Below are 26934 nucleotides of genomic sequence, written 5' to 3' on the forward strand. Positions count from 1 at the left end.
ATCTCAAAGAATGGCGGGCAGTAGCCACCCGCTATGCCAAAACGTCGGCCTCTTACCTGGCTGCCTGCCAGATCAGAGCCCTGGCGCTCTGGATAAAACTACTTTGACGACACGCCCTAGAAAGGCGCAGTGGGCGGCTATGTTCAGAGCAAGGGCATGATCCGGTTCTACTGCGATTGCCTTCTCCAGAACGTCTAAGGCTCCAGCCGGTTCACCACACCGAAAGCGGGCAACGCCCAAATTGAGTGCCAGATGCGCTGACAGGGTATCCTGGCCCAAAGCGATGCTCTCCAGGTGTTCGCGGGCTTCCTGGCTGCGCCCTGCGTTGAGCAGGATGATGCCCACCTCGACGCGGGGCAGTTCCCACGTAGGATTGAGTTGCACGGCTAGCCAGCACTCTTGGATGCCTTCTTCAATCTCACCAACCATGCCTAGGTTTGCCCCAAGATGGAAGTGGTACTCTGCATTCTCGGGCTGGAGTTCTACCGCCCGCCTGACATGAAGAATGGCTGTTTCAAGGTCCCCTTCAGACCGGGCTTGGGCGAACTGTGTCATTCGGTTCCTAGCGCTGAACCGCGCGTCTCCTTTGACCCTGACCAGCGTCATGCCTTCCAATTCAGATTGGTCCGTAACACCCGGCCGAGTCAAATCGGCTTGAACGTCGTGTAGTACCTTGTCCATTTGCCCTTTTATGGTTTCTATTGGAATCCCATACTCATCGTGGATACGGCGTAGGGCTTCATCGAGTCCTCCCAGATGTTGGGCGACATGCGTGAGGCGTAGGTGCCACGGTTTCGATGCCGCCATCAAATCGGCCTGCCAAACTCGATCGCGCTCTTGGCGCCAGAGCGCCTCAAGCACATGCTCGCTGGAAAATGCCTGGGACCCCAACAGCAGGATGAAGAGTTGGTGCTTCGCAATGTCGTCAGGGACCGGTTCGCTGAGCTGCCTGAAACCGGCGAGACTGCGGCTTGTGAACCGGACCAACACCGTCGCAAGGTCTATGACCACATCACGCCCCAAGTGGTTTGCTAGAAGGTCGCAGAGAGCACATAAAGCGTAGTGGCGGTGTAGTTGGCATCTGAGGGTCTTGACGTCTATATCGGGAATACGTGGCGCTAGTTCCTCGGCAAGCAAGTCTATGTTAGACCGCGAAGGGCGGGTGATAGTATCCAGCCAGTTGTCGACGGTGTTATAGGAGACATTCAGTCGGTTCGCTAGTTCATCGCGGGTTGGACGCGACTCTCCACACTTGTCCAGAAGTCGCCGCAGGTACTCTGCTCCGCCTTTCTCCCTAGCCCATAGCGGTGTTCCTTCATCAGGTGTAGTCGCCTCTGTCAGCCACAAGACGGCAGAGGCGCGGAGAGCGATATCTACTACTGCGAGTCTGAGGTACGAGATGGCGGCGAGGTCCGGTCTGTCCACTGGGGCCGATGTGCTTCGCATGTTCCCTACGAGTTGGTCCCACTGGTCGGCGTACCACGCAATCATGGGCGAAATAACCTGCTCTAAGGTAAAGCCTTCCTGCTCCAGTATGAACGATGACGGCATGATACCGTGCGCTACGAGCGCCTTACCGACAGCAGCGCAGATCTCATGTTTGTTGTAGTCTTTGACCCGCTTACCGCTAAAGTAGCGTTTTGCCGTCTTGCTCTGCAGCGCGACTACTTGGAGACCGAGTGCCTTGACTATCGCCCCAATGACAGGACCGCTGAACGGCGCTTTATACGGTGTTGACGCTGCCACTGGGTTCCTCCTGTCACACCTCCTTGCGGCAAGAGCCCGGTGCGGGCTGCTTTTGGCCAAGCTCTTGCCGCGCTCTCAAACGTGTATTTGTTAGTTTCTACTGTCACCGGCGGCCCTATTCAGCTTCATCCTCCTTCTCGTCGGCACGCTCTTCCCAGTCGTCGGGCCGCTCGTCCCATCCCCTCGATTCCCAGTAGGCATCGCTATTGGGGTTAAGTTGATCGGCGTGGTTGTCGAGATCACTCTGCTTACTCATGATTCGTCCTCCCGTACCTTGATTAGAGTGGCATCCTAGATTCGATTGTAGCAGCCCTGTAATCATGGTATAACGCATGCTTGAGGCGGTCAGCCCAAGCTCTCTGGACAAAATTGCGATCTCTGTGATCTTCGCGTAATCATGCTGCAACCTGGTAAAGTATTGACCGAGTAGGTTGGTTGTTTGGAGGTATGCAATGTCGAGAGCAAGCACACCCGCGCAGTATTCGCCCTTACAACACGTGCGCCAGGTGTACGCTCATACAGTTCCCGTCTATGACTACGCGGCGATGGGACAGGCCGGTTTCACCCAGTGGCAAGCGGAACTCCGTGCCACAGTAGCCAGCCTCTTGGGCGGCTTCAGCGCGCCGCGTGCAGACCTCGCGCCGAAGGTGCTCGCGACGGTACAAAAGGACGGCTACGTCCAGCAGAAGGTGGAGATTGCGAGCGAAGCGGGTGTGCGCCTGCCCCTATACGTCCTGAAGCCCGATACCGGGCAAAGTTCCTATCCCACTGTGATTGCGCTGCACGGTCATGGTTCCGGTGTGCAGGAAGTCATCGGCGAGCCCCAGGACGCGCAGGTGGCGGAACACATGCGGCGCTGCAACCATGACTACGGCCGCCAGCTTGCGCAACTGGGCTTTCTGGTGTTCGCGCCGGAGCAACGCGCGTTCGGCGAACGGCGCGAAATGGAGGACGTTGCGCAGTCGCCGGGCCAGTCCTCCTGCCGCCAGGCCAGCATGAACGCCCTCATGCTGGGACGCACGATGATCGGCATGCGCGTGTGGGACGTCATGCGCGTGATCGATTACGCGGAAGAGTACGCCAACCAAGCAGGTCTCGCAAGATCCGGTTCTTTGGCGTGCGTCGGCCTCTCCGGCGGGGGTACGGTGACGACGTTTGCTGCGGCCATGGACCCACGCATAACGGCAGCCGTAATCAGCGGCTATTTCTGCACGTGGCAGTGGTCGATCATGGCGATGCGTCACTGCGAGGACAACTACATCCCCGGCATACTGCGACACGCGGAAATGGCTGACATCGGCGCCCTCATCGCGCCCCGACCGCTGCTGATTGAGGCAGGCACGGAAGACCCGATCTTCCCGCTGCCGGGCGTGCACGATGCGTATGACAAGCTGGCGGATGTCTACGCAATGCTCGAGGCGCCGGAGCGTTTAGCGCTCGATGTCTTTGAGGGCGAACACCAGTGGCACGGCACGCTGGCGGTGGACTGGCTGCGGCGCTGGCTGTAGAGTGTTCCAAGTCAGTAGCGGGACAGAAGGGAAACGTGCAAACGAGCTACTCTCGACGCTCCTCGTTACGCAACGCGCTTTGAATTGACCGTTCATACTTCGACAGGCTCAGCACGAACGGTCGACAGGCTCAGCACGAACGGTCAACAGGCTCAGCACGAACGGTCAACAGGCTCAGCACGAACGGTCAGCAGGCTCAATACGAACGGTTAGTGGGCTCAGCACGAACGGTCAACAGGCTCAATACGAACGGATAGTGGGCTCAGCACGAACGGTCAGCAGGCGCAATATGAACAGTTAATAGGCTCAGCACGAATGGTCAATAGGCTCAGCACGAACGGTCAATAGGCTCAATTCGAACGGTCAATTCAGGTTGTCCTCAAACGCCGCTGCGGCCAGTTACGTGCAAGGTCCTCGCCACTGTCTCCCAAGGGTGCGGCCTTGGGATCTCTTCCGTTCTAGATTGCCCAGCGAGTCCAGTCCCGGTTAGCGGTTGTTCGAATCAGGTGCTGCGAGAGCTTGCGAGCGGCGGTACGCGGCCATGACGGCATCCTGCAAGGCTGCGCGGACGCCGCCCTGTTCCAGCGCCTGCAGCCCTTCAGCCGTGGTGCCGCCCGGCGACGTGACAAGATTGCGGAGTTCTGCGAGGTGCCGCTCATCATTCTGCGCGAGCAGGGCAGACCCTTTGACCGTCTGTACGATGAGCGCAGTTGCCGTATCTCGCGGCAATCCTACGCGAACGGCGCCGTCGATGAGAGCTTCCAGCAGGAGGAACACGAATCCTGGCCCGCTGCCGTTTACGGCGGTTGCCATGTCCAGGTAGTGTTCATCCGGCACGAAGAGCTCCAGTCCCGCGGCTTGGAACAAGGCTTGAGCTTGAGACCGTTGGTCCGTTGTCGTTTCGGTGGATGCCGTCCACACCGTTGCGGCTTCGCCAATAGTTGCCAGGATGCTTGGCATGGCGCGCACGAGGTGCTGGTGATCGAGGAGCGAACCAATCGTGCTCAATGGGACGCCGGCCATGATGGAGATTACAAGCGCGTCTTGAGACAATGCGTCCTGCAGCGGCGGCAGCGCCGCTTGTGCGTGCTGGGGTTTGACCGCGAGGATGACGACATCGGCTCCCGCAACTACGTTGACGTTATCTGAATCCACGGCAATGCCATGAGTCTGCTGGAGATGTTCGCGGCGGCTTGCCACCGGTTCACCGACCGTGATGGCTTTAGGGCTGCACACTTCTTGCGCAATTGCAGCGGCGAGAAGGGCCTCGCCCATCGCGCCGCCCCCAACGACTGCCAGCTTGCGGATCATATTTCTTCCCTTTCAGATTGCACTATCTGCCACACCTGACCATCCCAACGGAGTGTCACGTAGCCCCGAGGTGGCGGCCGCACGACCTTGATTCCTTGCGCCCTCCATTGGACGTCGTTCACATCCGGCCAGGGCTCGTCCAACAGGAGCAGGTGTGGCTGCAGAGTCTCGATAAAGTGTGCCAGCCGGGCCGGTGTAACTGCCCCTTGCACGATGAGCACCTCGACCGGCAGTACACGATCTACGCTTGCGCTTGACTGTATGATAGCAAGTTGCTGGTTGCCAAACTTGGCGAGCATGAACTCCGGCGTACGCTCGGCATAGATGTGAAGGGCATCTGAGGCTCCGAGTGCAATTCGATACTGGTCCCCGCTGGCCAGGCGCTCATTCGCCTCTTGGGCCTGCAATTGCCAGTTCTCGCCATCGCTCTGGATGATGGCGCCAACGTTGTTCCGAGGTTGCAAGGTCTCACTGCCACCGATCCAAAGGGTGTTGTTGCGTTGCCAGATAGGCAGCAAGCGGTCCAGGTCATAGCCGCTGGGTGGCTCGCGAAAGCCGATGAGCAGCGGGCGGCGGTTGGCCGTCTGAATCATGACGGTGCTGCCGAGGGATCGTTCGATCAGCGTGACGCTGGGTTGACGATTGAAGTCAGCCGCAACGCTCCCCCACAGCACAAAGAGGATGCTCCCAACCGTGCCTAGGCTGAAGATCGTCGTCCAGGAGAGCGGCGTGCTCTCCAAGCTGTGGTTTGCACCCGATTCAGGCACTCTGTGACGCGTCCAAGCTACAACAATCGCTGTTAAGATTACCGCAACCGCGGCTGGCAGCAGAGCGCCTGGGGAAACCGTAAACGACGGCCAACGGCTCACCTCCGTTGCAATGCGGATGAACGCCTCCATGGGTAGATAGGCGCTCCATGCCAAGACTTGACCGGTGGCCGTATGGATGAGGCCTGCCGCGGTCGCTACCGCCCCGCTGAGCATGATCCAGGGTATGAGCGGCAAAGCCAGGACGTTGCTGATGAGAAAGAACGGCGATACGCGACCAAACACGAATATCAGTAACGGCAAGACGAAAAGCTGCGCGGCGAGTGTGGGCGCGACAATCGCGGGCAAGGGATACGGCAGCCAGCGAAGACGGTCATGCAAGGGATTGGAGAGCACGAGCAGTCCGGCCGTGGCGGCCACAGAAAGCTGGAAACCTACGTCCCACAAGATGGTTGGTTCCCAGGCGGTCATGGCCACCGCTGCCAAAGCAAGCGCCGACCAGGGATCGCGGTCCCGTCCCAGGGTTGCGGCGAACAGCAGCAGAATTGCCATGACTGCCGCGCGCACAACCGCCGGGTTCGCACCGACTAGGATTGTGTAAAAGGCGACTCCGGCCATGCTGATCCACAGTGACCGCCTGCCAAAGAAGCGCCGCGTGACACTCTCCAGCATGATGGCGACGATGGTCATGTTGAAGCCGGAGATGGCGATGAGGTGTGTGGTGCCGGAGAGATCGAATGCCTGCCGCAGTGTAGCGGGAATCCCGGCCCGCGCCCCGAGCAGAATCCCCTGGCGCAACGGGGCATGAGGCCGTGGCAGGATTTCTTCCATAACGCCAAGCAGCCGTTCCTTCACCCCGTAGAGTGCGCGCAAGATCGGCTGGCCGCGTTCGCCTGATAGAAACTCAACCTGTGGAAAGGCCAGCAGCGCCTGTGCGCCCCGCCGCTCAAGGTAGCGTTGGTACGACGGACTATTCAGGCTCTCAAGCGCTTCCAGGCGTCCGCTCAACTCCCATTCCATGCCATACTGTGCCGAAAGCCTGGGCGGCAGTGTTACCCACACCTGACCGGAGATCGGCTGCCAGGTGTCGTCCACCCACCGCGACTCCGCGTTAAATCTCACCCGCGTACTCCGCTCGGAGCGGACCGGCTCAGACGCTACCCAGCCCCGTAGCGTGACCGACTGCGCAAGGTAGGGGTTCAGAGGCTTGGCGGCTGAGGCGGTTTCCGTGGTGTGGGTGCGGACCATCCCCAGCACGCCGGCAAGAAGGAGTAGCGCGCCCAAAGCCACGGGACGCATGCCCATGGCCGCCAAGCCTAGGCAACTCACCAGCAAAAGGGCAAGCACCACCAGCGGAAACGGCGGGAAGACAGTTCCCAGTACGATACCGACAAGGAATGCCGGTCCCAGAATGCGCGTCACGCCAGATCAATCCATTTCATGCAATGCCTGCTGGCCTGAGGGACGAATAGCTAGCTGCTATTGTGACTCAAGCTGAGCATTCGGTGCTAGAACAGCGCTCGCGTACGCACGAGAAGCTATCCCATAAATCGGTTCGATAGCCGATTCGTGCTGAGTACTGCGCGAAGTTCTTGTCGAAGCACGAACGGATTCTTGCCTATTCCGTTCGCCCCCGTTTCAAGTACGGGGCAAGCTCTGAGCCTGTCGAAGGGCAAGTCTAACAGAGCGATGTATCTATGAGGCAAGTTCTAGTTAGGAGAAAGTAAACAGACCTCTCGGACGCAGCTCCACCGGAAAGGATATGAGAAAACTCCAGGCGGCGACCTGCGGAGCGCATTGGGCCATCACATGGCAACGATTGACCCTCGCTGCGGTGCGATTCGGGACTTGCTGGTTTAGCCGGCTGACATCTGGGTGCGCCGCAGTGTTTTCTTAGAAGGTGTGTGCATAGGGTGTTCGTTCATGCTTCGGCAGGCTCAGGACGACTCGTTCATCCTTCGACAGGCTCAGGACGAGCGGGGTAGTTTCCAAATTCGTCGGAAAAGCAACTATCCATACGTGGTGAGTGGGCTTCGCAAAGCCCTTGACGAACAATGAACGGAAAGTTTGACCGAGAGCTTCGCATACTCTTTTGGTGCTTAAGAGGGCAGTCCGATGATGATTGCCACGAGTTGATGCTTTCTCATCTTAGCGCGCTTGTACTGCTTTTACGGCCGGTTGGACGGCGGACGTGCCGCCTATGAGGAACCGCATTAGCACCCCGTTACTGCCCTTTGTGTTTTGACAGGCGCAGCGATGCGACGCAGCCGACTTCTGCGGCAGCGCAGTGACACTGCTACGATTAACGAAAGGCGTGGTCATGGAGAAAGTAGAAGAGCGTGGTTCAAGCGCTATCCGGTCTGTATGTGCAGATCATCGTGCTCGCCGGCTTGGCTTTAATTGGCGCAGTTGGCGTGGTGCTGGTGATTTCCGTGCGCACGGGGTATACCCTTGTTCACCCGGACCGTAGCTGGCGGCCGGTAGAACTTCCCCCACCGGAGCCCGCGCTGGAGCCGCTGGCATTTCCCGCCACTGACGGCACGCGGCTGGCCGGCTGGTTCTTGCGCCATCCGCAACCGGTTGGCACCGTGATGTTGCTGCATGGCTTCGGCGTGAACCACTTCGGCCTGGTGCATCTTGCGTACGACCTGTACGCCCGCAACCTCCAGTGCCTCTTGTTCGACTTTCGCGGACATGGGTCGAGCGAAGGCGATGTGACGACCCTAGGGCTACGAGAGCGGCAGGATGTCCTAGGAGCGCTAGACTATCTCCGCTCGCGCAGCGACGTGGACCCAGACCGCATCGGCGTGTACGGTGTGTCAATGGGCGGCGCGACGGCGCTGCTCACGATTGAGGACGGGCTGGGCGTCCGCGCCATCGTGACCGATAGCGCGTTCGCGACGCTCAGGGGAGCAATCGATCACGGTTTCAGGAGGATCGCCAATCTGCCTCCCTCTATTTTCCGCACGCCTACGATCTGGTTCTCGAGCCGGTTTGTCGGTGAAAAGCTCGATCACGTGCTTGGCATGGTGCGGCCGTTAGACTACATCAAGCGGTGTGCGCCGTGTCCCCTATTGATCATCCACGGTACGGAAGATGACGTCGTGTACGTGCAGGATGCGTACCAACTCTATCTCGCTGCCGAGGGACCGAAGGAGATTTGGATCATCCCCGACGCAAACCACGGCCGTGCCCACGAAGGACTGCGCGAACCATACGCTGAGCGCGTCGCCGCGTTCTTTGCCGACGCCTTTGGCCGCCCGTGTACCGACAAACATGCGGGCCCTGCTTAGTATTCCCCCCGGCGTGAATTGGCAAGGGCGGCGGTTGCATGAGGAGCGAGACGCGGCTGGGGATTCTGTGTCGGCGCCGAGCAAGAGGCACTGGTGCGGGCGGAGAGGGAGCGCATCGCGCAATGTGCCGAAGCAAGTGTGGAAGGGGAGGGCGGCGTCCGTACGTGAGGGTCGGCCGGCACTCAGGTGCGTATGAGACTGCGGGCGAATGCAGAGACGGCGTCGAGGCGCGCCAAGTCTTCCGGCGTGAGTGTGACGTCTGCGGCTGCGAGATTGTCCTCGAGCTGGTAAGGATTCTTGGGGCCGATGATGGCTGATGAAACGAATGGCTGCGCCATCACCCACGCCAAGGCAATGGCGCTGGGCGTTGTGTCGTGCTCACGCGCAAGGGCGCGCACGGTGTCTACCACGGCCACATTCGGCTCGGTCATCATCAGGTCGTAGTGTTGCGGCAGGGAAGTTATGCCGCCGGGATGGGAGGCAAAGCGGGAGTCCGGCGGTGGGGGTTCGCCAGGCTTGTACTTGCCGGTGAGGAAGCCGCCGCCGAGCGGGCTGTGCGCCACGATGCCGATGCCCAAGTCCTGCGCCATCGGCACTACTTCTTGTTCGATAGCTCGGTCAATCAAACAGTACCGCGGCTGTTCCACCACCCAGGGCGTCAGCCCGTTGCGCTCCGCGAGCCGGAGGCCGTCCACAATCTGCCAGGCGGCAAAGTGAGAGGTGCCGAGATAGCGCACTTTGCCTTGACGCACCAAGTCGTCCATTGCGCGGAGGGTCTCTTCCAGTGGCGTGGTCGGGTCTGGGATGTGGATGTAATAAACGTCGATGCAGTCGGTCTGCAAGCGTCGCAGCGAACCTTCAATCTCGTGATTGATGTGGTAGCGTGAGGCGCCGCGTTCGTTGGGGCCCTCTCCCATCGGGTGGCCAAACTTGCTGGCGAGGACGACCTCATGGCGCCGTCCTTTCAGCGCCGCACCGACGATTTCTTCCGAGCGGCCTCTAAAATAGACGTTGGCTGTATCGATGAAGTTCATACCGCGGTCCATGGCGGCGTGGATCATCCGCACTCCCGCAGCCGTATCGGCATAGGTGCCGAGCGGGAACGTGCCGTAGGCGATTGTGGATACACGCACGCCGGTAGTGCCAAGCTGGCGGTACTCCATAGAGCTCTCTCTTCTCCTGCGGCTACGATTCGATGGCAATCGGCCAAGGCAACGTAGCCGTAGATCTTACCCCGGCATGGACATGCACTCGTAGACCTCGATGGAGCAGCCCTCGCCTTGGTCGAGGAAGGGATCGGTCTTGAGAATGGCCTGGGCGGCCCCCATGTCCTCTGCCTGCAAAACCGCGTAGCCCATCATGGTCCCGTCTACGTCAGAACTCCCACTGCCGGTCAGGACCTGCCCGCCGCTGAACGGTGTTCCTGCATTCAGCAGCGACTCCGCATTGCTTTCAGTCCACGCCTGCCACTTACCCATGTGCGCTTGCTGCTGCTCAGGCGTCGCGCTCCCCATCCGCTGCATAGCTTCCGGCGTCGCGCGATAAAAGAAGATGAATTGTGCCATTGATTTCCTCTGGGTACAAAGATTGAACGAGAGTCACGCTTTACATTTTAGCAGCTAGGGGCAGACATTGTGCTTCGACTGGTCTGTGAGCGAAGCGGCCCTTTGAAGGCAAACCAGCCGCGCCGGTGTTGTCTGGAATGTGTCGCGGGGATATTCCGCCGCCTGCGGAGAACACAACTGGTCGGGATGTATGGATTCCCGCATGCGCGGGAACTACGGGCTGACATGCGCCGCCCCATGTAGCGCGGGGGCTTGTCCCCCTCCCACAAGAGAGTTGCAGCGGAAGAGGCGGATGGATTCCCGCGTGCGCGGGAATGACGGATGAAATTGCCGACTTCACCGCTTGGCTTGGACTATTGCAGCAGAGCTACTCGACAAAGTGCATTAGCTTGCCCGTAGTTCGTGTATGACTTGACGTACCAGCGTCTGCGGTACGTCGCTCTCGATACGCGGCGTGCCAATGTCTTCCAAGAGGATCCAGCGCACCTTGCCCTGGCGGTTCTTCTTATCGAGGGCGATCGCGTCGTGGATAGCGGCGGGGTCTACGTCGGCGTATTGGAGTGGTAGGTTGTATTGCGCGATGACGGCTTGTTGTTTGTCGAACGCCCCTTGGCTGAGCACGCCCAGGTGACGGGCGATACGTGCCGCGCCGTGCATGCCGATGGCGACAGCTTCACCGTGGAGGTGCGTCTGGTAGCCGGTGGCGGCTTCCAGGGCATGACCGATGGTGTGGCCGTAATTCAGGAGCGCGCGGATGCCCTGCTCCTTGGGGTCTTCTGCAACCACCTCTTGCTTCCACCGCACGCAGCGCGGCACGACCTCGAGGAGGAATTCAGGCGTGAGATCGGCGGGACCGCGGCTGGCAATCTCCGCGAAGAGCGGTGGATCGAAGAGCAGCGCCGTCTTGAGGACTTCCGCCCAGCCGGCCAGCAGATCGCGTTGGGAGAGCGTTTCCAAGAAGCGAATGTCAATGCACGTAATCAACGAGGGGTAGAAAGCGCCAACGAGGTTCTTGCCTTCCGACAGGTCCACGGCCACCTTGCCGCCGATGCTGCTGTCGATTTGCGCTACAAGAGTCGTTGGGATCTGTACATACGGCATACCGCGCAGGTAGGTGGCGGCCACGAAGCCGGCCAGGTCGCCGACGACACCGCCCCCGAAGGCCAGGATGACTTCCTTGCGTTCCGCCCGGTGTTCCGCAAGCCAATGGTAGATGCGTTCGGCCTGGCGCAGACTCTTGCTCTCCTCGCCGGAGGGCACGAGGTAGGAGGATACTGTGTGGCCGTTGTTCGCGAGCGTCTCTGCCAGCCGGTTGTGCGTTCGCTCAGCTACGCGCTCGTCGGCAATGATGAAAAGTCTGCCGTCAATGCCGTGGCGTGCCAAGGCATCTGACAGCTCCGGCAAGATGTCGCGGCCGATCAGCGCTTCTTCCATGGTTCCACCTGTTGCCAGAGAAGGTCCGCCGCTGCCTCATGGCTCTTATCATCCGTGTGTACCGACACGTGGCACGCATCGCTGTACTGCTGGTGCCTCTCTTCTGCCATTGCGCGAATCTTGGCAAGTGGGTCGGGGGCTTTGAGCAAGGGGCGCGTGTGCACGCTCCACTTCAGGCGGTTGAAGATGGTTTCCGGAGTCGCCCGGAGCCAGATTACGAGGTTTTGCTGCCGCATCGCGGCACGGTTATCCGGATCGAGTACAGCCCCGCCGCCGGTGCTGACGACCTGGTTCCGCTGGGCGCAGATTTCCCGCACGATGCGCTGCTCGACCGAGCGGAAGTGAACTTCGCCCTTGTCCTGAAAGATCTGGGTAATCCGCTGCTTTTCCTGCTGCTCGATCTCGTTGTCGGTGTCAACGAACCGCCACCCCAGCCTGCGTGCCAGGATTCTGCCTACGGAAGATTTGCCCGTGCCCGAGAGGCCGATGAGTACTACGCTCTCTATTGTGGCAGCCCTTCCATGTATCCGTGATAGTTGTGTTCGATCTCCGCCAGGCTGTCGCCGCCGAATTTCTCAAGAAACGCATCGGCCAATACAATTGCCACCATCGCTTCGCCAATGACCCCGGCGGCAGGCACGGCGGTGGTGTCAGCGCGTTCGTAGTGTGCCTGAGCCGGCTCCAGAGTTGTTAAGTCCACGGAAGGCAACGGGCTCTTGATTGTGGAAATCGGCTTCAGCGCCCCCCGCACGAGGAGCGGCTCCCCGTTGCTGATGCCCGCTTCCAGTCCGCCCGCGCGGTTGCTCAAGCGAGAGAAGCCCTGGCCCTTCTCGAAGCGAATTTGGTCTTGCACCTCGGAGCCCTGCTTGCGCGCGTTTTCAAACGCTGAACCGAATTCGACCCCTTTGGTGGCGTTGATAGACAGAATTGCCGCCGCCAGTCGTGAGTCCAGACGGCGGTCCCAAAAGACGTGGCTGCCCAACCCGACCGGCAGACCCCAGGCAACGACGTTGTAGACGCCGCCCAGGCTGTCGCCTGCCTCCTTCATTTGGTCAATGAGCGTCACCATACGGCGGCTTGCCTCGGGATCCGGGCAGCGCAGCGGGTCTTCTTCCAGCGCGTCCCAGTCTACGGTATCGGGATGCTGCGTCACCTCGTACGCGCCGTCGATTTCAATCGGTCCAAGCACCGAGACGTAACTCGCGATCTTGATGCCAAAATGACTTAGGAGGGCGCGGCATACGCCGGAGGCGGCGAGTCGGGCTGCAGTTTCGCGGGCGCTCGACCGTTCGAGAATGGGACGAATGTCATCGAATCCATATTTGAATACGCCGACGAGATCGGCATGGCCCGGGCGCAGGTGCGTCACTTTCTTAACCGGCGTCTCCACCGGCTCAACCGCCATAATCTCCTGCCAATTGTCCCAGTCCTTGTTGTTGACCAACATGGCAATGGGACTGCCGATACTCTTGCCGTGGCGCACGCCGGAGAGAATCTCCGCGGCATCTTTTTCAATTTGCTGGCGGCGGCCGCGCCCGTGCCCCTGCTGGCGGCGGGTCATGTGGTGGCCGATCTCCTCCGCCGAGATGGGTAGTCCGGACGGCATGCCTTCCACGATGGTCAGGAGCGCCTGCCCATGCGATTCACCGGCGGTGAGGATCTTCAGTACGCGTAGCACAGTAATCTCATGCCTTTGTGTATGGTGGCGTGCCGCAGATTCAGGGAACACAATCGTTCCACGCTTGCCCCCGTGACATAGAGCAACCGCGGAGAGTCAGGTGTCACTCCCCCCGCAATCACCTGCGGCCACATGCCCTCACTTCGGCCCTCTCCCACAGAGAGAGGGGGAAATCAGCGGGGGCTTATGTACCAAGCGCGGCCAGTGCCTTGGCCTTCATCAGTTTAAGGGGCGCGGGCTTTGCTGTCCAGCGTTCGAAGGCCGCGGCGCCTTGATAGACGAGCATTGGGAGGCCGTCCAGGGTGCGCGCCCCTCCCTCTTGCGCATGGCGGAGCAGGGGCGTGCGGCTGGGAGTGTAGACGAGATCGAATACGAACTGGTTTCCTTGGAATACGTGCGAGGGCAGGGGTGATAGCTCCGGCGCGGGCCCTTTGGACATGCCCACGGCGGTAGAGTTTACGATGATGTCTGCCGCTGCCGCAGCTTGGTGCAGCGCTGTGCCGGCCCAGTCCACCACATTGCAGTCCTGGGCGCTCAGCGATTCTTTGAGGGCCCTCAAGAGACCTTCGGCACGCTCGCGGTGCCGGTTGGCAAGTGTGATTTGCGCAGCGCCGCCCTGCGCAAGCGCCACGAGCACGGCGCGTCCCGCTCCGCCTGCGCCCAACACGAGCACCTTTGCGCCTGCGGGGTCGGTAGCACCGTCCGTCCGCAACGCAGTCAAGAAGCCGTGGGCATCGGTGTTGTCGCCGAGGAGGCTCCCGCCGTCTTTGAAGAGCGTATTGACGGCGCCTATGTTTTCAGCAGTAGGAGTGCAGCGGTCAACCAGGGCAGCGACGGCTTCTTTATGCGGAATGGTCACGTTGAGCCCCAGCCACTCCGCGCTGCGAATCGCGGCGATCAATGACGGCAATTCTGCCGCTGTCACAGGGTACGTGCGGTACGTAGCCGGTATACCGTAGTGGTCGAACGCCGGCTGTTGAAAGGCAGGGGAGAGCGTATGTGAAAGGGGATAGCCGGTGACGCCAACTTTGTAGACCGTCCGCTCCGGTGTCATGAGAAATCCTGGCAATCGAGAATGATGCGAGCTATGGGCGCGTTGTTGAACGGACGTGAAGTCGCGTAGAACCTGCAGAATCGACTATGCAACGCCCCACGCATCAGTCTTGTCTTATGCCTCAAAGTGTTCGTGGCACAACCGAGGCACTCGTGGCGAGACGTGCAGGGGAGAAGGCAGTCTCTGGCGCATACCCCGGGCGTCAACGCGCGCTTCAATGCTACCGCCTCGAGTCCTGTCGGTCAACGGAAAGCAAACGGGGTTACAGGCAGGTCAATTGTCCCACCGAATAGTACGATGTGTTTACCGTTGCATTGAAGAAGGGTATAGCCGCTGCGCCCGCCGCGGCACTACATGGATTGAACTGTGGTATCATACCTGCTAAGGGCACGCCGGACACGTGACCCCTATTATTCAAGGGAATTTGGAAGAGTGAGGCACGACGTATTGTAATGAATTGTCCTACGTGTGGGAGTTTGAACAGAGGCAGTAGCCTCATCTGTATTGCCTGCGGGCACCCGCTAGAATCGCTAAAATCCGCAATCGGTACACCCCTTCAGTCTTCAAAGCCGCATCGCCTGATGATTTTCATCGATGCGGCCAACATTGAACGCCAAGCCCGAGACATCGGCATCATGCGCGTGCCGTGGCACCTAATCCGCGACCAGCTCCGAGGAGACGATACACTCCTGGGAGCTTATTACTATACGGGCACGGACTTGCGGGTAGAGGGCTTTCGCCAGCAGCTTGACTATCTGGTAACCCACGGCTTTCGTGTGGTCCATAAGCGGTCTAAAGAGCTGCCGGGAGGGGGCTACAAAGGCAATCTGGACATCGAGATGTCGCTGGACATGCTCGACTTTGTAGGTTTCTATGACAAGGCGTTCGCGCTAACCGGAGACGGGGACTTCATTCCGGTGTTTTCCCGGCTCCGTGACCGTGGCGTCCAAGTAATGGTAGGCAACTTTGGCGTGGGAAGCGATCCCGGCTTGAAGCTTGTCGCAGACGGATACATCGACCTGGGGCTGCTGCTCTCGCTGGTGATCGAGAATGAGAAGCGCCGCACGGAACAGGCGCAATTCGATCAGCCGGAGTTGCCGCTCGGTGAGACCCTGGATACGCACGTTGATCGCAATATGCTGGCTGCCCGGCTGTATAGCCTCGGCCGCAATTCCTTCGATCGCAGCGAATTGTCGCGAGCGCTGAACCACTTCTCGCAGGCAGTGCGATTGATGCCGCGTCAGGCGCGCTACCGGCATCGACTGGCGCTCACCCTTTCCGCCTTGGGGAGGAATTCTGATGCTGCGAATGAACTCGAAGACGTGGTGCGTCAGCAGGATGACGATGCGGAGATCTTCTACGACCTCGGCCAAGTGTACGAAAAACTGGGCGCACCGGATAAGGCACTCGATGCCTATACCCGCTGCGGCAATTTGGACAGCCGCTATAAGGATGTTCAATCTCGGAAGCAAGAGCTGGAGCGTGCAGCCAAGAGCAGCAACGGCCAACCTACTCGCGGCGACGACGCCGCGCGCCAGCGGGGACGGGGGACGCGACCGCGACAGGCGTCGCCGCCGGCCCGCCAGCCACGCTCTGACACAGGCACGGCAAAAGCAACTTCGCGGGGCGCGTCAGACACACCAGCTCGTGAAAGCGGCGGGCGGAAACGACCCCAGCCGGAGCCGCCCGCAAGTGTGGAGACTCAGGAAAAGGAAAAGGAACCGGCAAAACCTGCGGTGGCAACTTCTTCGGCAACCACGGGAATGGCAACTGCGCTGCAACACATGCTTAAGGGCGAGCACCAAGAGTCCTTGGCCGCTTTGGAGCAGGCGACCCAACAAGAGCCGGACAACCTGGACGTTGCGCTCGCCTTTGCTCAGCAACTCGCCGTGGCTGGCGAGCACACGCGTGCAGCCATGATGGCGGAACAGCTAGTGCTGGATAACCCCGATAACTACGCGCCTGTCGCCGTGCTCGGCCGCATTTGCTATGAGCGGGGCAAGTTTGTGGACGCTCTTGAGCAGTTTTCGCAGGGGCTGGAAATAGCAAAGCGGGCAGACGATTCGCATGCGCAGGCGTTTCTCTACCGGATGCTTGTATGGACGCACTTGGAGACTGACAATGAGGCTGAAGCATTGGCGGTAGGGGAAGCGGGTGTTGCGGTGGCTCCGGACGACCAACAGCTGCGCCGTCTGGTCGATCGTGTCAGAGGGCCACAGAAGCCCGCAGAATCACCTGCGCCCTCGGTCGATGGAGACCCAGCGGAGGATTCAGATGGAGTTGCGGCGAGTCCGGCGACTGCGGACGCCTCTCCCGCCGAGCAAGCCGCTGCCGCAGCGGCGGGAACCAGTACGGAATAGTCTCCGCCGCACATCCGGAACATAAGTCTGGCGCGCATCGCGGTCTCATGTCGAAATGAGATCCGTGAATTCTGGACCCGGCCTATCCACGGCTCGAGGTCTTGCGCGCCATTCGTTCCCCTCCGAACCGCCGGGCTTAGGCTGCCGCAGCGCGAAGTCCAACACCTGTTTCTTGCGAAGCTAGCACCACCGCGAGTATCATGTTAACTAAGTGAATTAGTTAACAATAGTTACGCATTTAATTAGGCAAGACCGTCATGCGAATTTCTATGAAAGCGGACTATGCAGTCCGCGCAGTGGTAGATCTGGGACATCGTTACGGGCAAGGGCTTGTGCAAAGCGCGGCGATCGCGCAGCGGCAGTTCATACCCGAAGCCTATCTGGACCAACTGCTGACCGCACTGCGCAAGGCGGGCATTGTGCGCAGCATTCGCGGCCCACAGGGCGGGCACGAACTGGCGCGGTCGCCGGATCAGATCACTATGGAACTGGTGGTCTCTACCCTGGAAGGTCCGTTTACGCCGGTTGAATGCCTGGAGAACATACCGTTCTGCTCGCTGGTGCCGGGATGCGGGCAACGTGAAGTGTGGCAGGAAGTGCAGTCAGCGGTGGAGTCGATCTTGAGCCGTCACACTATTGCCGATCTGGTAGCTCGTGAGAAAGAACGGCGCGAGCGCATCGTATACTATATCTAATGCCAGTCAACGCAAGAGAACGAAGGAGGAGCACATGAGTAAGGTTGTTAAACGGCGCAGTCTCTTTACGCCGGAACAGGTGCAGCGCTACAGCAGACACATTATATTGACAGAGGTTGGCCCGATCGGCCAGCGCAAGCTTATGAATGCCAAGGTCCTGCTGCTTGGCGCAGGCGGCCTGGGCTCGCCTGCGGCGCTCTACTTGGCGGCGGCCGGTGTCGGCACGCTGGGAATTGTTGACTTCGACGAAGTTGACCTGAGCAACTTACAACGACAGATCCTCCACGGACACTCCGATGTGGGCAGGTCGAAAGTAGCCTCCGCCCAGGACCGCTTGCGTGAAGTTAACCCCGACGTGAACGTGGTCGCGCATACCGATCACCTCAATTCCGATAACGTGATGGACGTCTTTGCCGACTATGACGTGATTGTTGACGGCACGGATAACTTTCCCACGCGGTACCTCGTCAACGACGCGGCTCTCTTCTTGAATAAGCCGGTCGTGCACGGCAGCATCTTTCGGTTTGAAGGACAGGCGACGGTGTTCGAACCCGGCAAAGGCTGCTACCGGTGCCTCTATCCCGAACCGCCGCCCCCGGAAATGGCGCCTTCTTGCTCTGAGGCTGGCGTGTTGGGTGTCTTGCCGGGCATTGTGGGTTCCATCCAGGCCGTAGAGACCGCAAAGCTGCTGTTGGGGATTGGCGATACGTTGACTAACCGGCTCTTGCTCTTCGATGCACTGGCGCTCTCTTTCCATGAGGTCAAGCTGCGGCGCGATCCCGCGTGCCCAGTTTGCGGCGACAATCCGACAGTTACTGAGTTGATCGACTACGAGGCCTTTTGCGGCATGCCGGCCGTGGAGCAAACGCTAGACGTGACTTCCGGTACGGTTTCGTAGTGAGCGGGGCACATAAAGCCCGGGTGAAGATCCTGCAACTCATCGACAAACATGAGAAAAGTAAAACGCTGGTAGACCGTGCTACGAATTACGGCCACGCAAATCGATGAGATGATCGCCCACGTGCGTGCGGAGGCGCCCAATGAAGGCTGCGGCATGTTGGGCGGCAAGGATGGCAGCGTGTTGGCGGTTTTTCCGGCGCGGAATGCCGCGGCCAGCCCCATTCGCTTCACTATTCATCCGGAGGATCTCCTGCACATCGTACGTACGGTGGAATACGAGCGAGACTGGCAAATCGTGGGAATATTCCATTCCCATGTTGCCTCACCGGCGTATCCATCGGCGACAGACGTTGCCGAGGCGGAGTTCGACATGGGCAACGGCGAATTGGCCGAACGGTATCCGGGGGCAGTGCACGTTGTCATTTCGCTGGCGAACCCGGCAGAACCGGACGTGCGCGGGTACACGATACGGCAACGCGAGATTGGTGCAGTACCGTTGCAGGTTGTGCCGGATACGGTGTGAAGAAGCCGCGCAAGGCAAGCGTATATGCCGGAATCCTCTGGCGCTGCCCTGCCGCCTTGGGTATGCGCAGATTCTCGCTTTGCCGCGCATGACTGCAAGACTTCGTTTCGCATAGAATGGCAGTAAGGTTGTGTCCACGGTCGCTAAGAGCGCTATTCGTACGCGGTAGATTTCGCAGATAGGAGGGCAGACATGGCTAGTTCTACGCCCGCCATCAAATTGACCTACGACGACTACCGAAATACCCCAGACGATGAGCGTTACGAACTGTTGGACGGAGAGTTAGTGATGGCGCCGGCGCCACGCCTATCCCACCAGAGGGTTGCAATGCAGCTCGGAGCGCTCTTCCACGTATTCGTGCAGGAGAGAGGTCTGGGACAGGTCTTTGCCGCGCGCCGTGCGACGTAGTGCTGTCGAACACAGACGTCGTCCAGCCTGACTTGCTCTTCGTTGCCAGGGAACGAGAGCACGTGCTCCGCAACGGTGACAACGTCCGCGGTGCGCCAGACGTGGTGGTCGAAATCCTCTCTCCCGCCACCGCCGCGCGCGACGGGACGTTCAAACGAGATCTCTACGCCGCACACGGCGTCAAAGAGTACTGGCTGGTGGACCCCGATGCCAAGACCGTAACGGTGCTGCTGCTGGAAGAACGCGGCTTTGCCGTCACGGGCATCTACGGCCCCGGTCAAAATCTGACCTCGCCCACGCTGCACGGTTTTACCCTCGACCCGGACGAGATATTCTAGCGCGCATCCCGCAATGTACCTTTTAACGTGTGTTACCCTGTGCGTTGCCAGGCCTCTCGCTTTAATGCGCTGCGCGGTAATGGTTCGTTTCACGTAGAATGATAGTGCAGAACCGATTTGCAGGCGCAGCCTACGTAATCGCCGGCCGTCGCTCCGGCAAGGTGATGGATTCAAAACGAAAGACCCTGGGAGGTTGATGAATGGCTACGGTAGCACTAGACGAAAAGTATGAGAATCTCGCGCAACTCATAAGAGGTATGGGGCGGACGCTCATCGCTTTCTCAGGAGGGGTTGATAGCACCTTTCTAGCGAAAGTTGCCTATGCCGTGCTGGATCGTGACGCAGTTGCCGTTACGGCGCTTTCGCCGACCTACCCGGCGACTGAATTGGAAGAGGCGAAAGTCTATGCGGCCGAGATCGGCATCGAGCATCGCCTCATCGAGACCCACGAGCTTGAAAGAGAAGAGTACGCCGTCAACAATCCCGACCGCTGTTTCCACTGCAAGAAGGAACTCTTCACGGAAATGCAAGTTATCGCCCAAGAAGAGGGCTTTGACACGATCATTTACGGCGGCATCATGGACGATCTTGGCGATCATCGCCCGGGCATGGAGGCGGCTAAGCTGCTCAATGCCCGCGCGCCGTTGGTGGAAGCCGAACTCCAGAAACATGAAGTCCGGCAGCTCTCAAAGGAGCTTGGGCTACCGACGTGGGATAAGCCTGCCGGCGCATGTCTGGCCTCGCGCATTCCCTACGGCATGCGCGTCACGCTGGAAAGGCTGCACGAAGTTGACCAAGCAGAGCTCTACTTACACAAGCTCGGCTTTCGTCTGGTGCGCGTGCGCCATCATGGCGACATAGCGCGGATTGAGGCGCCTGCGGAAGACCTGCTGCGGCTCTTTGAGAACGACGTTCATACACAAATCGTCGCGGCGCTCAAGGAGGTCGGCTTCAAGTACGTGGCTCTTGACATGCAGGGCTACCGCTCGGGTTCTCTCAACGAAACGCTCGGTTCCCACACCATTGTGCCACTGCAAACGGTCTGACGAGCCAAGTGCATGCGTGCGCAGGAAAAAAAGGGCGGAGTAGATGGACGTCGAGCGCCGCATTGTCTTCGTTTACAATGCCGACTCTGGGCATCTCGCGCAGCTCAAGGACTACGTACACAAGATAGTCTCGCCTGAAACCTATCCCTGTAGTCTGTGTCAGATTACCTACGGCAACCTTGGTATGAAGCGCGCCTGGCGGCGATTCGTGCAAGAACTACCACATCCAGCGGTCTTTGCCCACCGCGACGAACTGGCGGCGTAACACTCCAGACTGATACCGTTCAAGCTGCCAGCGGTCTTTATGGAGGAGGGCGAAGATATCACGCTTCTGGTGTCTGCCAAAGAACTGAGTCAGACGCCCGACGTAGAAGCGCTGCAATCGCTCGTCCGCGCGCGCCTGCGCGACCGTGCGGCAACCGCGGCGGTTTAGGTGCCAGGCAAAATTAGGCGAGAGGGAAGTCAGTGAGTGGTCGGGGTGCCCGGATTTGAACCGGGGGCCTCTTGAACCCCATTCAAGCGCGCTACCAGGCTGCGCCACACCCCGTTATCGATCAAATACGCATCCCTATCCTAGCAAATATTCATTAGGCAAGGGCGGCATCCTGCTCAAGAATTGCTCGCCACACGACAGGATGACTCTTGGAGAGATTTGCAACTCCCCTATTGTACCAGTGGAGTGTGCCGCGCTCAAAGACTCAATCTACGGGAAATAGTCATCGCAAGCTATCCATAGAATCCCTTTGAAACTCTTTGACACCTTAAGTATGCTAGACATAGATGCCACCAAGCGCAGAACCCGTGACCAAGGGCTTTCTAGCTGCGCAAGGTGGCGTTTTTGTTTTACCACTCCCCCGCTCCCCTGTGATACACTGGTCCTGCCACAGGTCAATTTAGTCTTTCCAGCTTGCCCGCTTGGGCACAACTTAGAGGTGGGAACCTCTGATGTTCCCTTGCGGGCTGGAAAGCTAACCTGTGGCAAGGTTCAACCTCTATTCCGCAAGGGAGCGCCTTATGCCACAGGAAGACAAGCCACTCCATCCGTTAATGCACGTTGTTCTTGCTGTAGTCTTGGTCTTCATGGTGATCCGCGACCTCATCGGCCCCATCATTGGCTTCATCATCTTGCTTGCAATCATCGGAATAATTATGAACGGATGTCAAGGAATTTTTGCGGCAATCACCTAAATTAACTTGACATATATACGTTAATATGCTAGGCTGTTAAACTTAAAGAAAGCGACTAGTCTATTGTGAGTAGACTAGTCGCTGAGAAGAAGTTGGAGCCGTCGCATAGCCAGGTTTATTGCAGCCGATTGATAATCGACCAGGGTGTTAGCAGCACCCTCGTGGGTTCAAATCCCACCGGCTCCGCCTGCTACTTACCGACTAGTCTATCAAAAGCTGTCAAGGTCTGTCAAGGATTTTACTCTAGCGTACCGCCCAAGCACAGTTCTTGATAAGCCGGATTGACCAAAACAAAGTCTAACACCCATCCATTTAGGTAGAGTCCCACGATAAAGTTATCGGGTTGGCGTGATTGCAGCCACTTAGCTTCAAGCCTAAAGGCATCCACCTCTTCTTGTAAGCACTCCAAAGGGCTTCTCTCGTACCCCGCCCTAATGTAGTATTGTTCAGCGTGATAGGTTTCATGAATAATCGTAGCGGCGGTAGCATTATCGTCTCCGCGCATCAACGCATTGAGAACAATCGTGTTGAAATCAGATGTATAGTATCCGCTTGTATCACTAGGAATGTGCGGAGGCAACGCCAAGTACAAAACAACAATCTTATACTGCTCGATTACCCTGGCTGCGTGCCTGCCAGTAGCATCCCCCCTCAAAAGATCAAACACTCGAACCAAGTCAGGGTCTGTTATTGGTGCCACTTCTCCGGGCGGCGGAACTGGCGGTACCGGTGTGGGCTTGGGCGTAGGCGTAGGAACAGGCGTACCCTCCCAAGCAAACGCCTCGCTATTAGGGCGGCTTTGCAACACGCCTTTAGGGTCAATAATCCAAGTACGAGCGCCGTCAGTAAACACTGCACGGTTATCAGCTTGCCGCCAAACAAACAAGCCAAAGATGATGTTGTCATTCTTGTCTCTATTGGCAGTCTGCTGAACAACATCACCGCTATCATTGTAGTTTGCCGTGCCCATGCAACTACCTACGGTACCAGGAATCAACTCATAGATAGCTTGGAAACCATAGTCAGCATTGCACACCCTGGGCGGATCCCCGGGGAATGCGTGAGCAGAACTAGAAAACAAAGCGAACAACAAAACAAAGCCAAGCAACAAAGCTCGAAACATAACGGTCTCCCTCTTACTGAAAAACCATTAACCTGTGGCACCGGCCAGTTTAACACAAAAAAGAGCTACCGGGATACCGATAGCTCTTTGCAAAGCTCTCTATATTAGTTGAGACTAGTCAAATTAACTTGACATATATTGCCGGTTAATTGTACAGTGGTACGAATAGAAAACCACCGAGGTACTGCAATACCTCGGTGGTTAGTAGTGGCGGTATAGCAAAGTGGCAATGCACTTTCCTCGCAAGGAAGTATCGCGGGTTCGAGTCCCGCTACCGCCTCCAAGTTACAATAGGAAGTATAGCTTGCAACTCCTGCTTCTGTCAAGGTTTGTAAGGTTCGGAATTAGTCAGTCTAGGCTTTGGCTATGCCAAAATACGGGGCATATTACAGACCCCATGCGCAACCCTGTTCCTTGGTCGGACATTCCTTCGACTGAGCTCAGGACAGGTCTGAGGAGACCTTTGACAAGCTCAGGATAGACTCCGCAACGAAGAATCTCGAGTGGACGAATTCTAGATTCCTCGCTGCGCTCGGAATGACATGAAACCTAATCCAACGAAGAGATCACGCCCAAATCGACTAATTCCGCAATCTACGAGAACCCCAAGACGGTGTTCCTTCCTACGTTGTCCGCAAGAGCCGGATCGACAGCAAACCAAATCCGGCCAGCAGGATGAGGAACCCGATGAAGGGCAGTCCCAGCGGCACGCCGTGCAACCCTGGGCCATAGAGAAAAACGACCGTCGCTCCCACCATGAGCGGCAGCGATTCCCGCAAGACCAGCGCCCGCGCGCGCAGGCCTATCAGGCCAAGAGCGAAGATCGTCACCGTCAAGAGTGCGCCGCCTTGGAACAGGAGCGGCACACGGTTCAGGGCAAGATCGGTGAAACGGTCTACAAACGCTTGGTTGGCAAGAGAGAGGCAGGCCTCGCCGGAATCCACGCATGCTACTGCCAGTCTCGGCACGACGAGCGCTTCCTGCATGAATATCCCCGCGAGCAATGCGGTCGCCACTATGCCGATTGCCGTGATGACGTTTGCGGCAATGCGCGGGCGAGGCAGCAGTGACCGGAGGGTGAGGATGGCCCCTAAGCCCAGCAGGCTTCCCCCGGCCAGACCGGCGTGTACCAATTGCCATCTTGCGGCATCTGCAGCCAGGCCCCGAATCTGCTCCGCTGGCGTCCCGGCAAATCCCGGATGCAGGGTCGTGTTGCTCAGCAGCAAGAAGCTGAGCGGGAAGAGCACGAGACAGAGCGCCTGGGGGATTCTGGACCAACGGTTCATGTCGAGATAAATACCTGCACTGGCATCGTTAGCCATTCAGTGTTCAGCATGGTTTGTGGCATTACGTGCGCCTTGCGGGTCGCGCCGCTTTGGCTGTGAGGGACGTATTCACGCTAGCGGGAACAGTCAGACAATGTCAACCGGAGCGGACTCAGCAGTGCACCATGGCCGCCTCAATGGGGCAACCACCGTTTCGCTTGATGGGTCCAAGCATGCCTCGATTGAAAGGGTCGTGAATGCTTGCAAGGCAAGCAATGGGAGTACGGTGAACACTATATACTTGATAAATCAAACCAACTAAGTCATCATAGTCTTGTAATGTAGTTTCGCATACATGTACAACCGTGTGCGTGTGCTACCATGTGCAGCAGGCGCATTGATGAAAACGGAATTTCAGCAATCTTTTAGGCTGTGAGAGACACCCATGAGCACAAATGTTGAAGCCCAAGAGACGAGCGCACAGGGACAACTCCTTTCAGGCCGTGTCGTCACCCGCGTCGCCGTGGTGGCGGTTGTTGTGATTTTCCTGGCGTATCTTGCCGTAGTGAACTCCACACTAGCTGTTATGTGGCTGTTTGGACTGGCGTTTGGGGCGATTCTCCAGCGCAGTCGCCTTTGCTTTGCTTCCGGCTTCCGCGACATCTTTCTCATGCGCGACGCCAGCACCATGCGAGCTCTGGCTGTGGCGATTGGCGTCGCTACGATTGGGTTCTGGCTGGTCATGCAGATGATGGTGCCGGAGCCGTCATTTGGCGCCTTACCCGCCGCTGCGCACGTGATTCCCATCGGTCTGCACCTAGTAGTGGGCGGCGTGGCCTTTGGCTTCGGCATGGTGATTGCCGGGGGCTGCGTTTCCGGTACCATGTACCGCATCGGCGAGGGCTACGTGGCGTCGTGGGCGTCGCTGGCAGGGATTCTGGCTGGCTTGTACCTCTCCACGCTCACCTGGAACTGGTGGTGGACGAACCACATTAAAGACATGCCGGTGGTCTTTCTGCCCAAGTGGCTAGGCTATGGCGGCGCGGTGGCGCTGACTCTCTTGGCGCTTGCCGGTATCGTGCTGCTGAGCTACTGGTGGGAATACCGCTCGGGTCCCATGCCGAACTTTGCGCTCGGCGGCAAGAATGAAATGCCCCCAATGAGTCTCGGCGCAAAGCTGCGGCAAGTATACGACCTGGTGTTCGTAAAGGGTTGGCCGATTGCCGTAGGCGCAATCGCCCTGGCCGTGGTCAACGTCTTCATTTACATATACTCTCGTCCGTTGGGCGTGACCGGCGAGCTCTCCGCGTGGTCGGACCGCATCGCCAGCGGCCTCTTACGCATTCAAGCGCCGGCGCTGCTCGGCGTGGACGGTCTCGCGGGCTGCAACCTGACTCTGGGGACGGGCTCTTGGTGGACGAGTGAAGGCTTGTTCCTGGACGGCGGCCTCATTATCGGGGCGCTGGTCGCAGCCCTCCTCGCCAATGAATTCAAGGTGCGGGTGCCGCCGGTGAAGCGGCGCTACGTGCAGTCAGTTATCGGCGGCACCTTCATGGGGTATGGCGCCGGTATCGCGATTGGGTGCACGATCGGCGCGTTCTTTTCGGCTATCCCGTCTCTCGGTCTCAACGGCTGGGTATTCGGCCTCTCGTTGCTGCCGGGCGCGTACCTCGGCGTGCAGGTGATCAAGCGCATTCCGTAGTGCGGCCCAGGCAAGAAGCGCGGGATGCACAGCGGCTTGACTGAGATGCACAGCGGCTTGATCGAATAGAAAACTCCCTCTCCTTGGGGAGAGGGCCGGGGTGAGGGGAAATTGCAGCCCAATTCACCCGCTGGTTTCCGAGTGCTGTTTCGCCGGTGTGATACGATAGTGCTTGAACAAGGCTTAAGGAAGATGAACGCATTTGACAGGAGCGGTTAACCATGAAAATTGACGTGCGCGGTGAGATTTGCCCGTATCCGATGATGAAGACCGCTGAGGCGTTGAAGAAGCTGTCCGGTGACGAGACCCTGGAGGTGCTCACCGACCACGCGCCTGCGCTCGGCACGATCCCCTGGGAAGCGGCGAAGAACGGCTATGAGACGAGCATCGAGGGAGCCGCCGATTCGGAATGGCGGCTGACCTTGAAGAAGTCCGAAAAGGAAGCCAAGCCGCAGGAGCTTCTTGCCAACCTGCAGGAGCAGCTCGCGGCGCTGAACGCATCGGAGTAGGCACGCAATTGGTGTTCGTAAAGAGGCCGGTTCCTGGGCTCGGGAACTGGCCTCTCTTTGCTATTCTGAGAGCGTATTTGCAGGCGGGGGCTGTGATCCGTATCATCCGCTCGCCGTGAGTTCCCATCCGTCCACTCTGGTATTCCATCCGTCCACTCTGGTATTCCATCCGTTCACCCTGGGGTTCAATCCGTTCGCCATTAGGTTCCATCCGTTCGCCATTAGGTCTCATCCGTTCGCCGTGAGGTTCCATCCGTTCGCCGTGAGGTTCCATCCGTTCGCCGTGAGGTCCCATCCGTTCGCCGTGAGGTTCCATCCGTTCGCCGTGAGGTTCCATCCGTTCGCCATTAGGTCCCATCCGTTCGCCGTGAGGTTCCATCCGTACGCTGTGAGGTCTCATCCGTTCGCCCTGAGCTTGTCGAAGGGTAAACGGTTTTGCGGATCTGTCTTGCAAACCATTCATGGTTCGACAAGCTCACCACGAGCGGTTCGACAAGCTCACCACGAGCGGTTCGACAAGC

The 26934-nt window shown here is 58.7% G+C and carries 23 protein-coding genes, 3 tRNA genes and 2 pseudogenes; 16 read left to right on the plus strand and 12 right to left on the minus strand.

All coding sequences use genetic code 11. From position 1 onward, the window contains the following. On the plus strand, positions 1–107 hold a 107-nt coding region (locus OXE05_13065; GenBank protein ID MCY4438252.1), incomplete at its 5' end, for an IS5/IS1182 family transposase. Here OXE05_13065 and OXE05_13070 read toward each other — a convergent pair. Both OXE05_13070 and OXE05_13075 read right to left on the minus strand, forming a co-directional pair. Continuing rightward, positions 73–1746, minus strand: coding sequence for a tetratricopeptide repeat protein (locus tag OXE05_13070; GenBank protein MCY4438253.1), 1674 nt, complete (start codon positions 1744–1746; stop codon positions 73–75). The genes OXE05_13065 and OXE05_13070 overlap by 35 nt on opposite strands. Before the next feature lie 115 nt (positions 1747–1861). Beyond that, the gene (locus OXE05_13075) at positions 1862–2002 is read right to left on the minus strand and encodes a hypothetical protein (protein ID MCY4438254.1); all 141 of its coding nucleotides are present in this window, start codon (positions 2000–2002) and stop codon (positions 1862–1864) included. A 196-nt stretch (positions 2003–2198) separates the two neighbouring features. Between OXE05_13075 and OXE05_13080 the strand changes: the two genes are divergently transcribed. Beyond that, positions 2199–3254 carry an acetylxylan esterase gene (locus OXE05_13080; GenBank protein MCY4438255.1) on the plus strand — a complete coding sequence of 352 codons (1056 nt, stop codon included), beginning with the start codon at positions 2199–2201 and terminating at the stop codon, positions 3252–3254. Between the two features lie 486 nt (positions 3255–3740). Here OXE05_13080 and proC read toward each other — a convergent pair whose 3' ends face one another. Next, positions 3741–4565, minus strand: coding sequence for a pyrroline-5-carboxylate reductase (gene proC / locus OXE05_13085; GenBank protein MCY4438256.1), 825 nt, complete (start codon positions 4563–4565; stop codon positions 3741–3743). Further along, positions 4562–6754: a ComEC/Rec2 family competence protein gene (locus OXE05_13090; GenBank protein ID MCY4438257.1), complete on the minus strand. Its 2193-nt coding sequence runs from the start codon at positions 6752–6754 to the stop codon at positions 4562–4564. The genes proC and OXE05_13090 overlap by 4 nt, the downstream gene beginning before the upstream one ends. A 917-nt stretch (positions 6755–7671) precedes the next feature. Here OXE05_13090 and OXE05_13095 point away from each other — a divergent pair. Continuing rightward, complete coding sequence (locus OXE05_13095; protein ID MCY4438258.1) at positions 7672–8625, plus strand: alpha/beta fold hydrolase; 954 nt, start codon at positions 7672–7674, stop codon at positions 8623–8625. Positions 8626–8807: 182 nt separating this feature from the next. On the opposite strand, the gene OXE05_13100 is transcribed toward OXE05_13095, so the two are convergent. The 3 genes from OXE05_13100 to aroB form a co-directional block, all read right to left on the minus strand. Further along, entirely contained in the window at positions 8808–9788 is a 981-nt protein-coding gene (locus tag OXE05_13100) for an aldo/keto reductase (protein MCY4438259.1), read from the minus strand. Positions 9789–9854: 66 nt separating this feature from the next. Next, complete coding sequence (locus OXE05_13105) at positions 9855–10190, minus strand: YciI family protein (protein ID MCY4438260.1); 336 nt, start codon at positions 10188–10190, stop codon at positions 9855–9857. Between the two features lie 384 nt (positions 10191–10574). Beyond that, complete coding sequence (gene aroB / locus OXE05_13110; GenBank protein ID MCY4438261.1) at positions 10575–11624, minus strand: 3-dehydroquinate synthase; 1050 nt, start codon at positions 11622–11624, stop codon at positions 10575–10577. A gap of 38 nt (positions 11625–11662) precedes the next feature. On the opposite strand from aroB, the gene OXE05_13115 reads away from it, so the two are divergent. Beyond that, positions 11663–12157: a hypothetical protein gene (locus OXE05_13115; GenBank protein ID MCY4438262.1), complete on the plus strand. Its 495-nt coding sequence runs from the start codon at positions 11663–11665 to the stop codon at positions 12155–12157. Here the strand turns inward: OXE05_13115 and aroC are convergent. Together aroC and aroE are read right to left on the minus strand one after the other, a co-directional pair. Next, a complete protein-coding gene (gene aroC, locus OXE05_13120; GenBank protein MCY4438263.1) occupies positions 12127–13290 on the minus strand; it encodes a chorismate synthase in 1164 nt (387 codons plus the stop codon). The two genes, OXE05_13115 and aroC, sit on opposite strands and share 31 nt — an antisense overlap. 196 nt (positions 13291–13486) lie before the next feature. Continuing rightward, positions 13487–14356 (minus strand): shikimate dehydrogenase, encoded by an 870-nt coding sequence (gene aroE / locus OXE05_13125; GenBank protein MCY4438264.1) that lies wholly within the window; start codon positions 14354–14356, stop codon positions 13487–13489. Positions 14357–14937: 581 nt separating this feature from the next. Between aroE and OXE05_13130 the strand changes: the two genes are divergently transcribed. From OXE05_13130 to OXE05_13160, 7 genes and pseudogenes are all read left to right on the plus strand, one after another. Then, positions 14938–16716: an NYN domain-containing protein gene (locus tag OXE05_13130; GenBank protein ID MCY4438265.1), complete on the plus strand. Its 1779-nt coding sequence runs from the start codon at positions 14938–14940 to the stop codon at positions 16714–16716. 257 nt (positions 16717–16973) lie between these two features. Continuing rightward, on the plus strand, positions 16974–17411 hold the full coding sequence (locus OXE05_13135) for an Rrf2 family transcriptional regulator (protein MCY4438266.1): 438 nt from the start codon (positions 16974–16976) through the stop codon (positions 17409–17411). Between the two features lie 34 nt (positions 17412–17445). Beyond that, a pseudogene (moeB, locus tag OXE05_13140) lies at positions 17446–18273 on the plus strand (molybdopterin-synthase adenylyltransferase MoeB). A 114-nt stretch (positions 18274–18387) separates the two neighbouring features. Then, positions 18388–18834, plus strand: coding sequence for a M67 family metallopeptidase (locus OXE05_13145; GenBank protein MCY4438267.1), 447 nt, complete (start codon positions 18388–18390; stop codon positions 18832–18834). A gap of 288 nt (positions 18835–19122) precedes the next feature. Beyond that, positions 19123–19580 (plus strand): annotated as a pseudogene (locus tag OXE05_13150) (Uma2 family endonuclease). A gap of 200 nt (positions 19581–19780) precedes the next feature. Beyond that, positions 19781–20626 carry an ATP-dependent sacrificial sulfur transferase LarE gene (gene larE / locus OXE05_13155; GenBank protein ID MCY4438268.1) on the plus strand — a complete coding sequence of 282 codons (846 nt, stop codon included), beginning with the start codon at positions 19781–19783 and terminating at the stop codon, positions 20624–20626. Positions 20627–20669: 43 nt separating this feature from the next. Next, positions 20670–20891 (plus strand): hypothetical protein, encoded by a 222-nt coding sequence (locus OXE05_13160; protein MCY4438269.1) that lies wholly within the window; start codon positions 20670–20672, stop codon positions 20889–20891. 205 nt (positions 20892–21096) lie between these two features. On the opposite strand, the gene OXE05_13165 is transcribed toward OXE05_13160, so the two are convergent. Then, positions 21097–21173: transfer RNA gene (locus OXE05_13165), tRNA-Pro, on the minus strand. A 467-nt stretch (positions 21174–21640) separates the two neighbouring features. Here OXE05_13165 and OXE05_13170 point away from each other — a divergent pair. Then, a complete protein-coding gene (locus OXE05_13170) occupies positions 21641–21814 on the plus strand; it encodes a hypothetical protein (protein ID MCY4438270.1) in 174 nt (57 codons plus the stop codon). Positions 21815–21908: 94 nt separating this feature from the next. Continuing rightward, positions 21909–22000, plus strand: a tRNA-Ile gene (locus tag OXE05_13175). A gap of 52 nt (positions 22001–22052) precedes the next feature. Here the strand turns inward: OXE05_13175 and OXE05_13180 are convergent. Further along, positions 22053–22937, minus strand: a complete 885-nt coding sequence (locus tag OXE05_13180; GenBank protein ID MCY4438271.1) for a hypothetical protein — start codon at positions 22935–22937, stop codon at positions 22053–22055. Positions 22938–23146: 209 nt separating this feature from the next. Between OXE05_13180 and OXE05_13185 the strand changes: the two genes are divergently transcribed. Continuing rightward, positions 23147–23220, plus strand: a tRNA-Ala gene (locus OXE05_13185). Positions 23221–23560: 340 nt separating this feature from the next. On the opposite strand, the gene OXE05_13190 is transcribed toward OXE05_13185, so the two are convergent. Further along, positions 23561–24259 (minus strand): hypothetical protein, encoded by a 699-nt coding sequence (locus OXE05_13190; protein MCY4438272.1) that lies wholly within the window; start codon positions 24257–24259, stop codon positions 23561–23563. A gap of 388 nt (positions 24260–24647) precedes the next feature. Here OXE05_13190 and OXE05_13195 point away from each other — a divergent pair, with 388 nt between their 5' ends. Further along, on the plus strand, positions 24648–25904 hold the full coding sequence (locus tag OXE05_13195; GenBank protein MCY4438273.1) for a YeeE/YedE family protein: 1257 nt from the start codon (positions 24648–24650) through the stop codon (positions 25902–25904). A gap of 221 nt (positions 25905–26125) precedes the next feature. Further along, the gene (locus tag OXE05_13200) at positions 26126–26413 is read left to right on the plus strand and encodes a sulfurtransferase TusA family protein (protein ID MCY4438274.1); all 288 of its coding nucleotides are present in this window, start codon (positions 26126–26128) and stop codon (positions 26411–26413) included. The last annotated feature ends 521 nt before the right edge of the window (positions 26414–26934 follow it).

This window comes from Chloroflexota bacterium, assembly GCA_026710945.1.
In the GTDB taxonomy this organism is placed as follows: domain Bacteria; phylum Chloroflexota; class UBA11872; order VXOZ01; family VXOZ01; genus VXOZ01.

Excerpts from the sequence above, each read along its gene's own strand:
- OXE05_13075 (MCY4438254.1), bottom strand. The coding sequence starts at position 2,002 with ATGAGTAAGCAGAGTGATCTCGACAACCACGCCGATCAACTTAACCCC.
- OXE05_13080 (MCY4438255.1), top strand. The coding sequence starts at position 2,199 with ATGTCGAGAGCAAGCACACCCGCGCAGTATTCGCCCTTACAACACGTG.
- proC (MCY4438256.1), bottom strand. The coding sequence starts at position 4,565 with ATGATCCGCAAGCTGGCAGTCGTTGGGGGCGGCGCGATGGGCGAGGCC.
- OXE05_13100 (MCY4438259.1), bottom strand. The coding sequence starts at position 9,788 with ATGGAGTACCGCCAGCTTGGCACTACCGGCGTGCGTGTATCCACAATC.
- OXE05_13105 (MCY4438260.1), bottom strand. The coding sequence starts at position 10,190 with ATGGCACAATTCATCTTCTTTTATCGCGCGACGCCGGAAGCTATGCAG.
- aroB (MCY4438261.1), bottom strand. The coding sequence starts at position 11,624 with ATGGAAGAAGCGCTGATCGGCCGCGACATCTTGCCGGAGCTGTCAGAT.
- OXE05_13115 (MCY4438262.1), top strand. The coding sequence starts at position 11,663 with ATGGCTCTTATCATCCGTGTGTACCGACACGTGGCACGCATCGCTGTA.
- aroE (MCY4438264.1), bottom strand. The coding sequence starts at position 14,356 with ATGACACCGGAGCGGACGGTCTACAAAGTTGGCGTCACCGGCTATCCC.
- OXE05_13130 (MCY4438265.1), top strand. The coding sequence starts at position 14,938 with ATGATTTTCATCGATGCGGCCAACATTGAACGCCAAGCCCGAGACATC.
- OXE05_13135 (MCY4438266.1), top strand. The coding sequence starts at position 16,974 with ATGCGAATTTCTATGAAAGCGGACTATGCAGTCCGCGCAGTGGTAGAT.
- larE (MCY4438268.1), top strand. The coding sequence starts at position 19,781 with ATGGCTACGGTAGCACTAGACGAAAAGTATGAGAATCTCGCGCAACTC.
- OXE05_13160 (MCY4438269.1), top strand. The coding sequence starts at position 20,670 with ATGGACGTCGAGCGCCGCATTGTCTTCGTTTACAATGCCGACTCTGGG.
- OXE05_13170 (MCY4438270.1), top strand. The coding sequence starts at position 21,641 with ATGCCACAGGAAGACAAGCCACTCCATCCGTTAATGCACGTTGTTCTT.
- OXE05_13180 (MCY4438271.1), bottom strand. The coding sequence starts at position 22,937 with ATGTTTCGAGCTTTGTTGCTTGGCTTTGTTTTGTTGTTCGCTTTGTTT.
- OXE05_13190 (MCY4438272.1), bottom strand. The coding sequence starts at position 24,259 with ATGGCTAACGATGCCAGTGCAGGTATTTATCTCGACATGAACCGTTGG.
- OXE05_13195 (MCY4438273.1), top strand. The coding sequence starts at position 24,648 with ATGAGCACAAATGTTGAAGCCCAAGAGACGAGCGCACAGGGACAACTC.
- OXE05_13200 (MCY4438274.1), top strand. The coding sequence starts at position 26,126 with ATGAAAATTGACGTGCGCGGTGAGATTTGCCCGTATCCGATGATGAAG.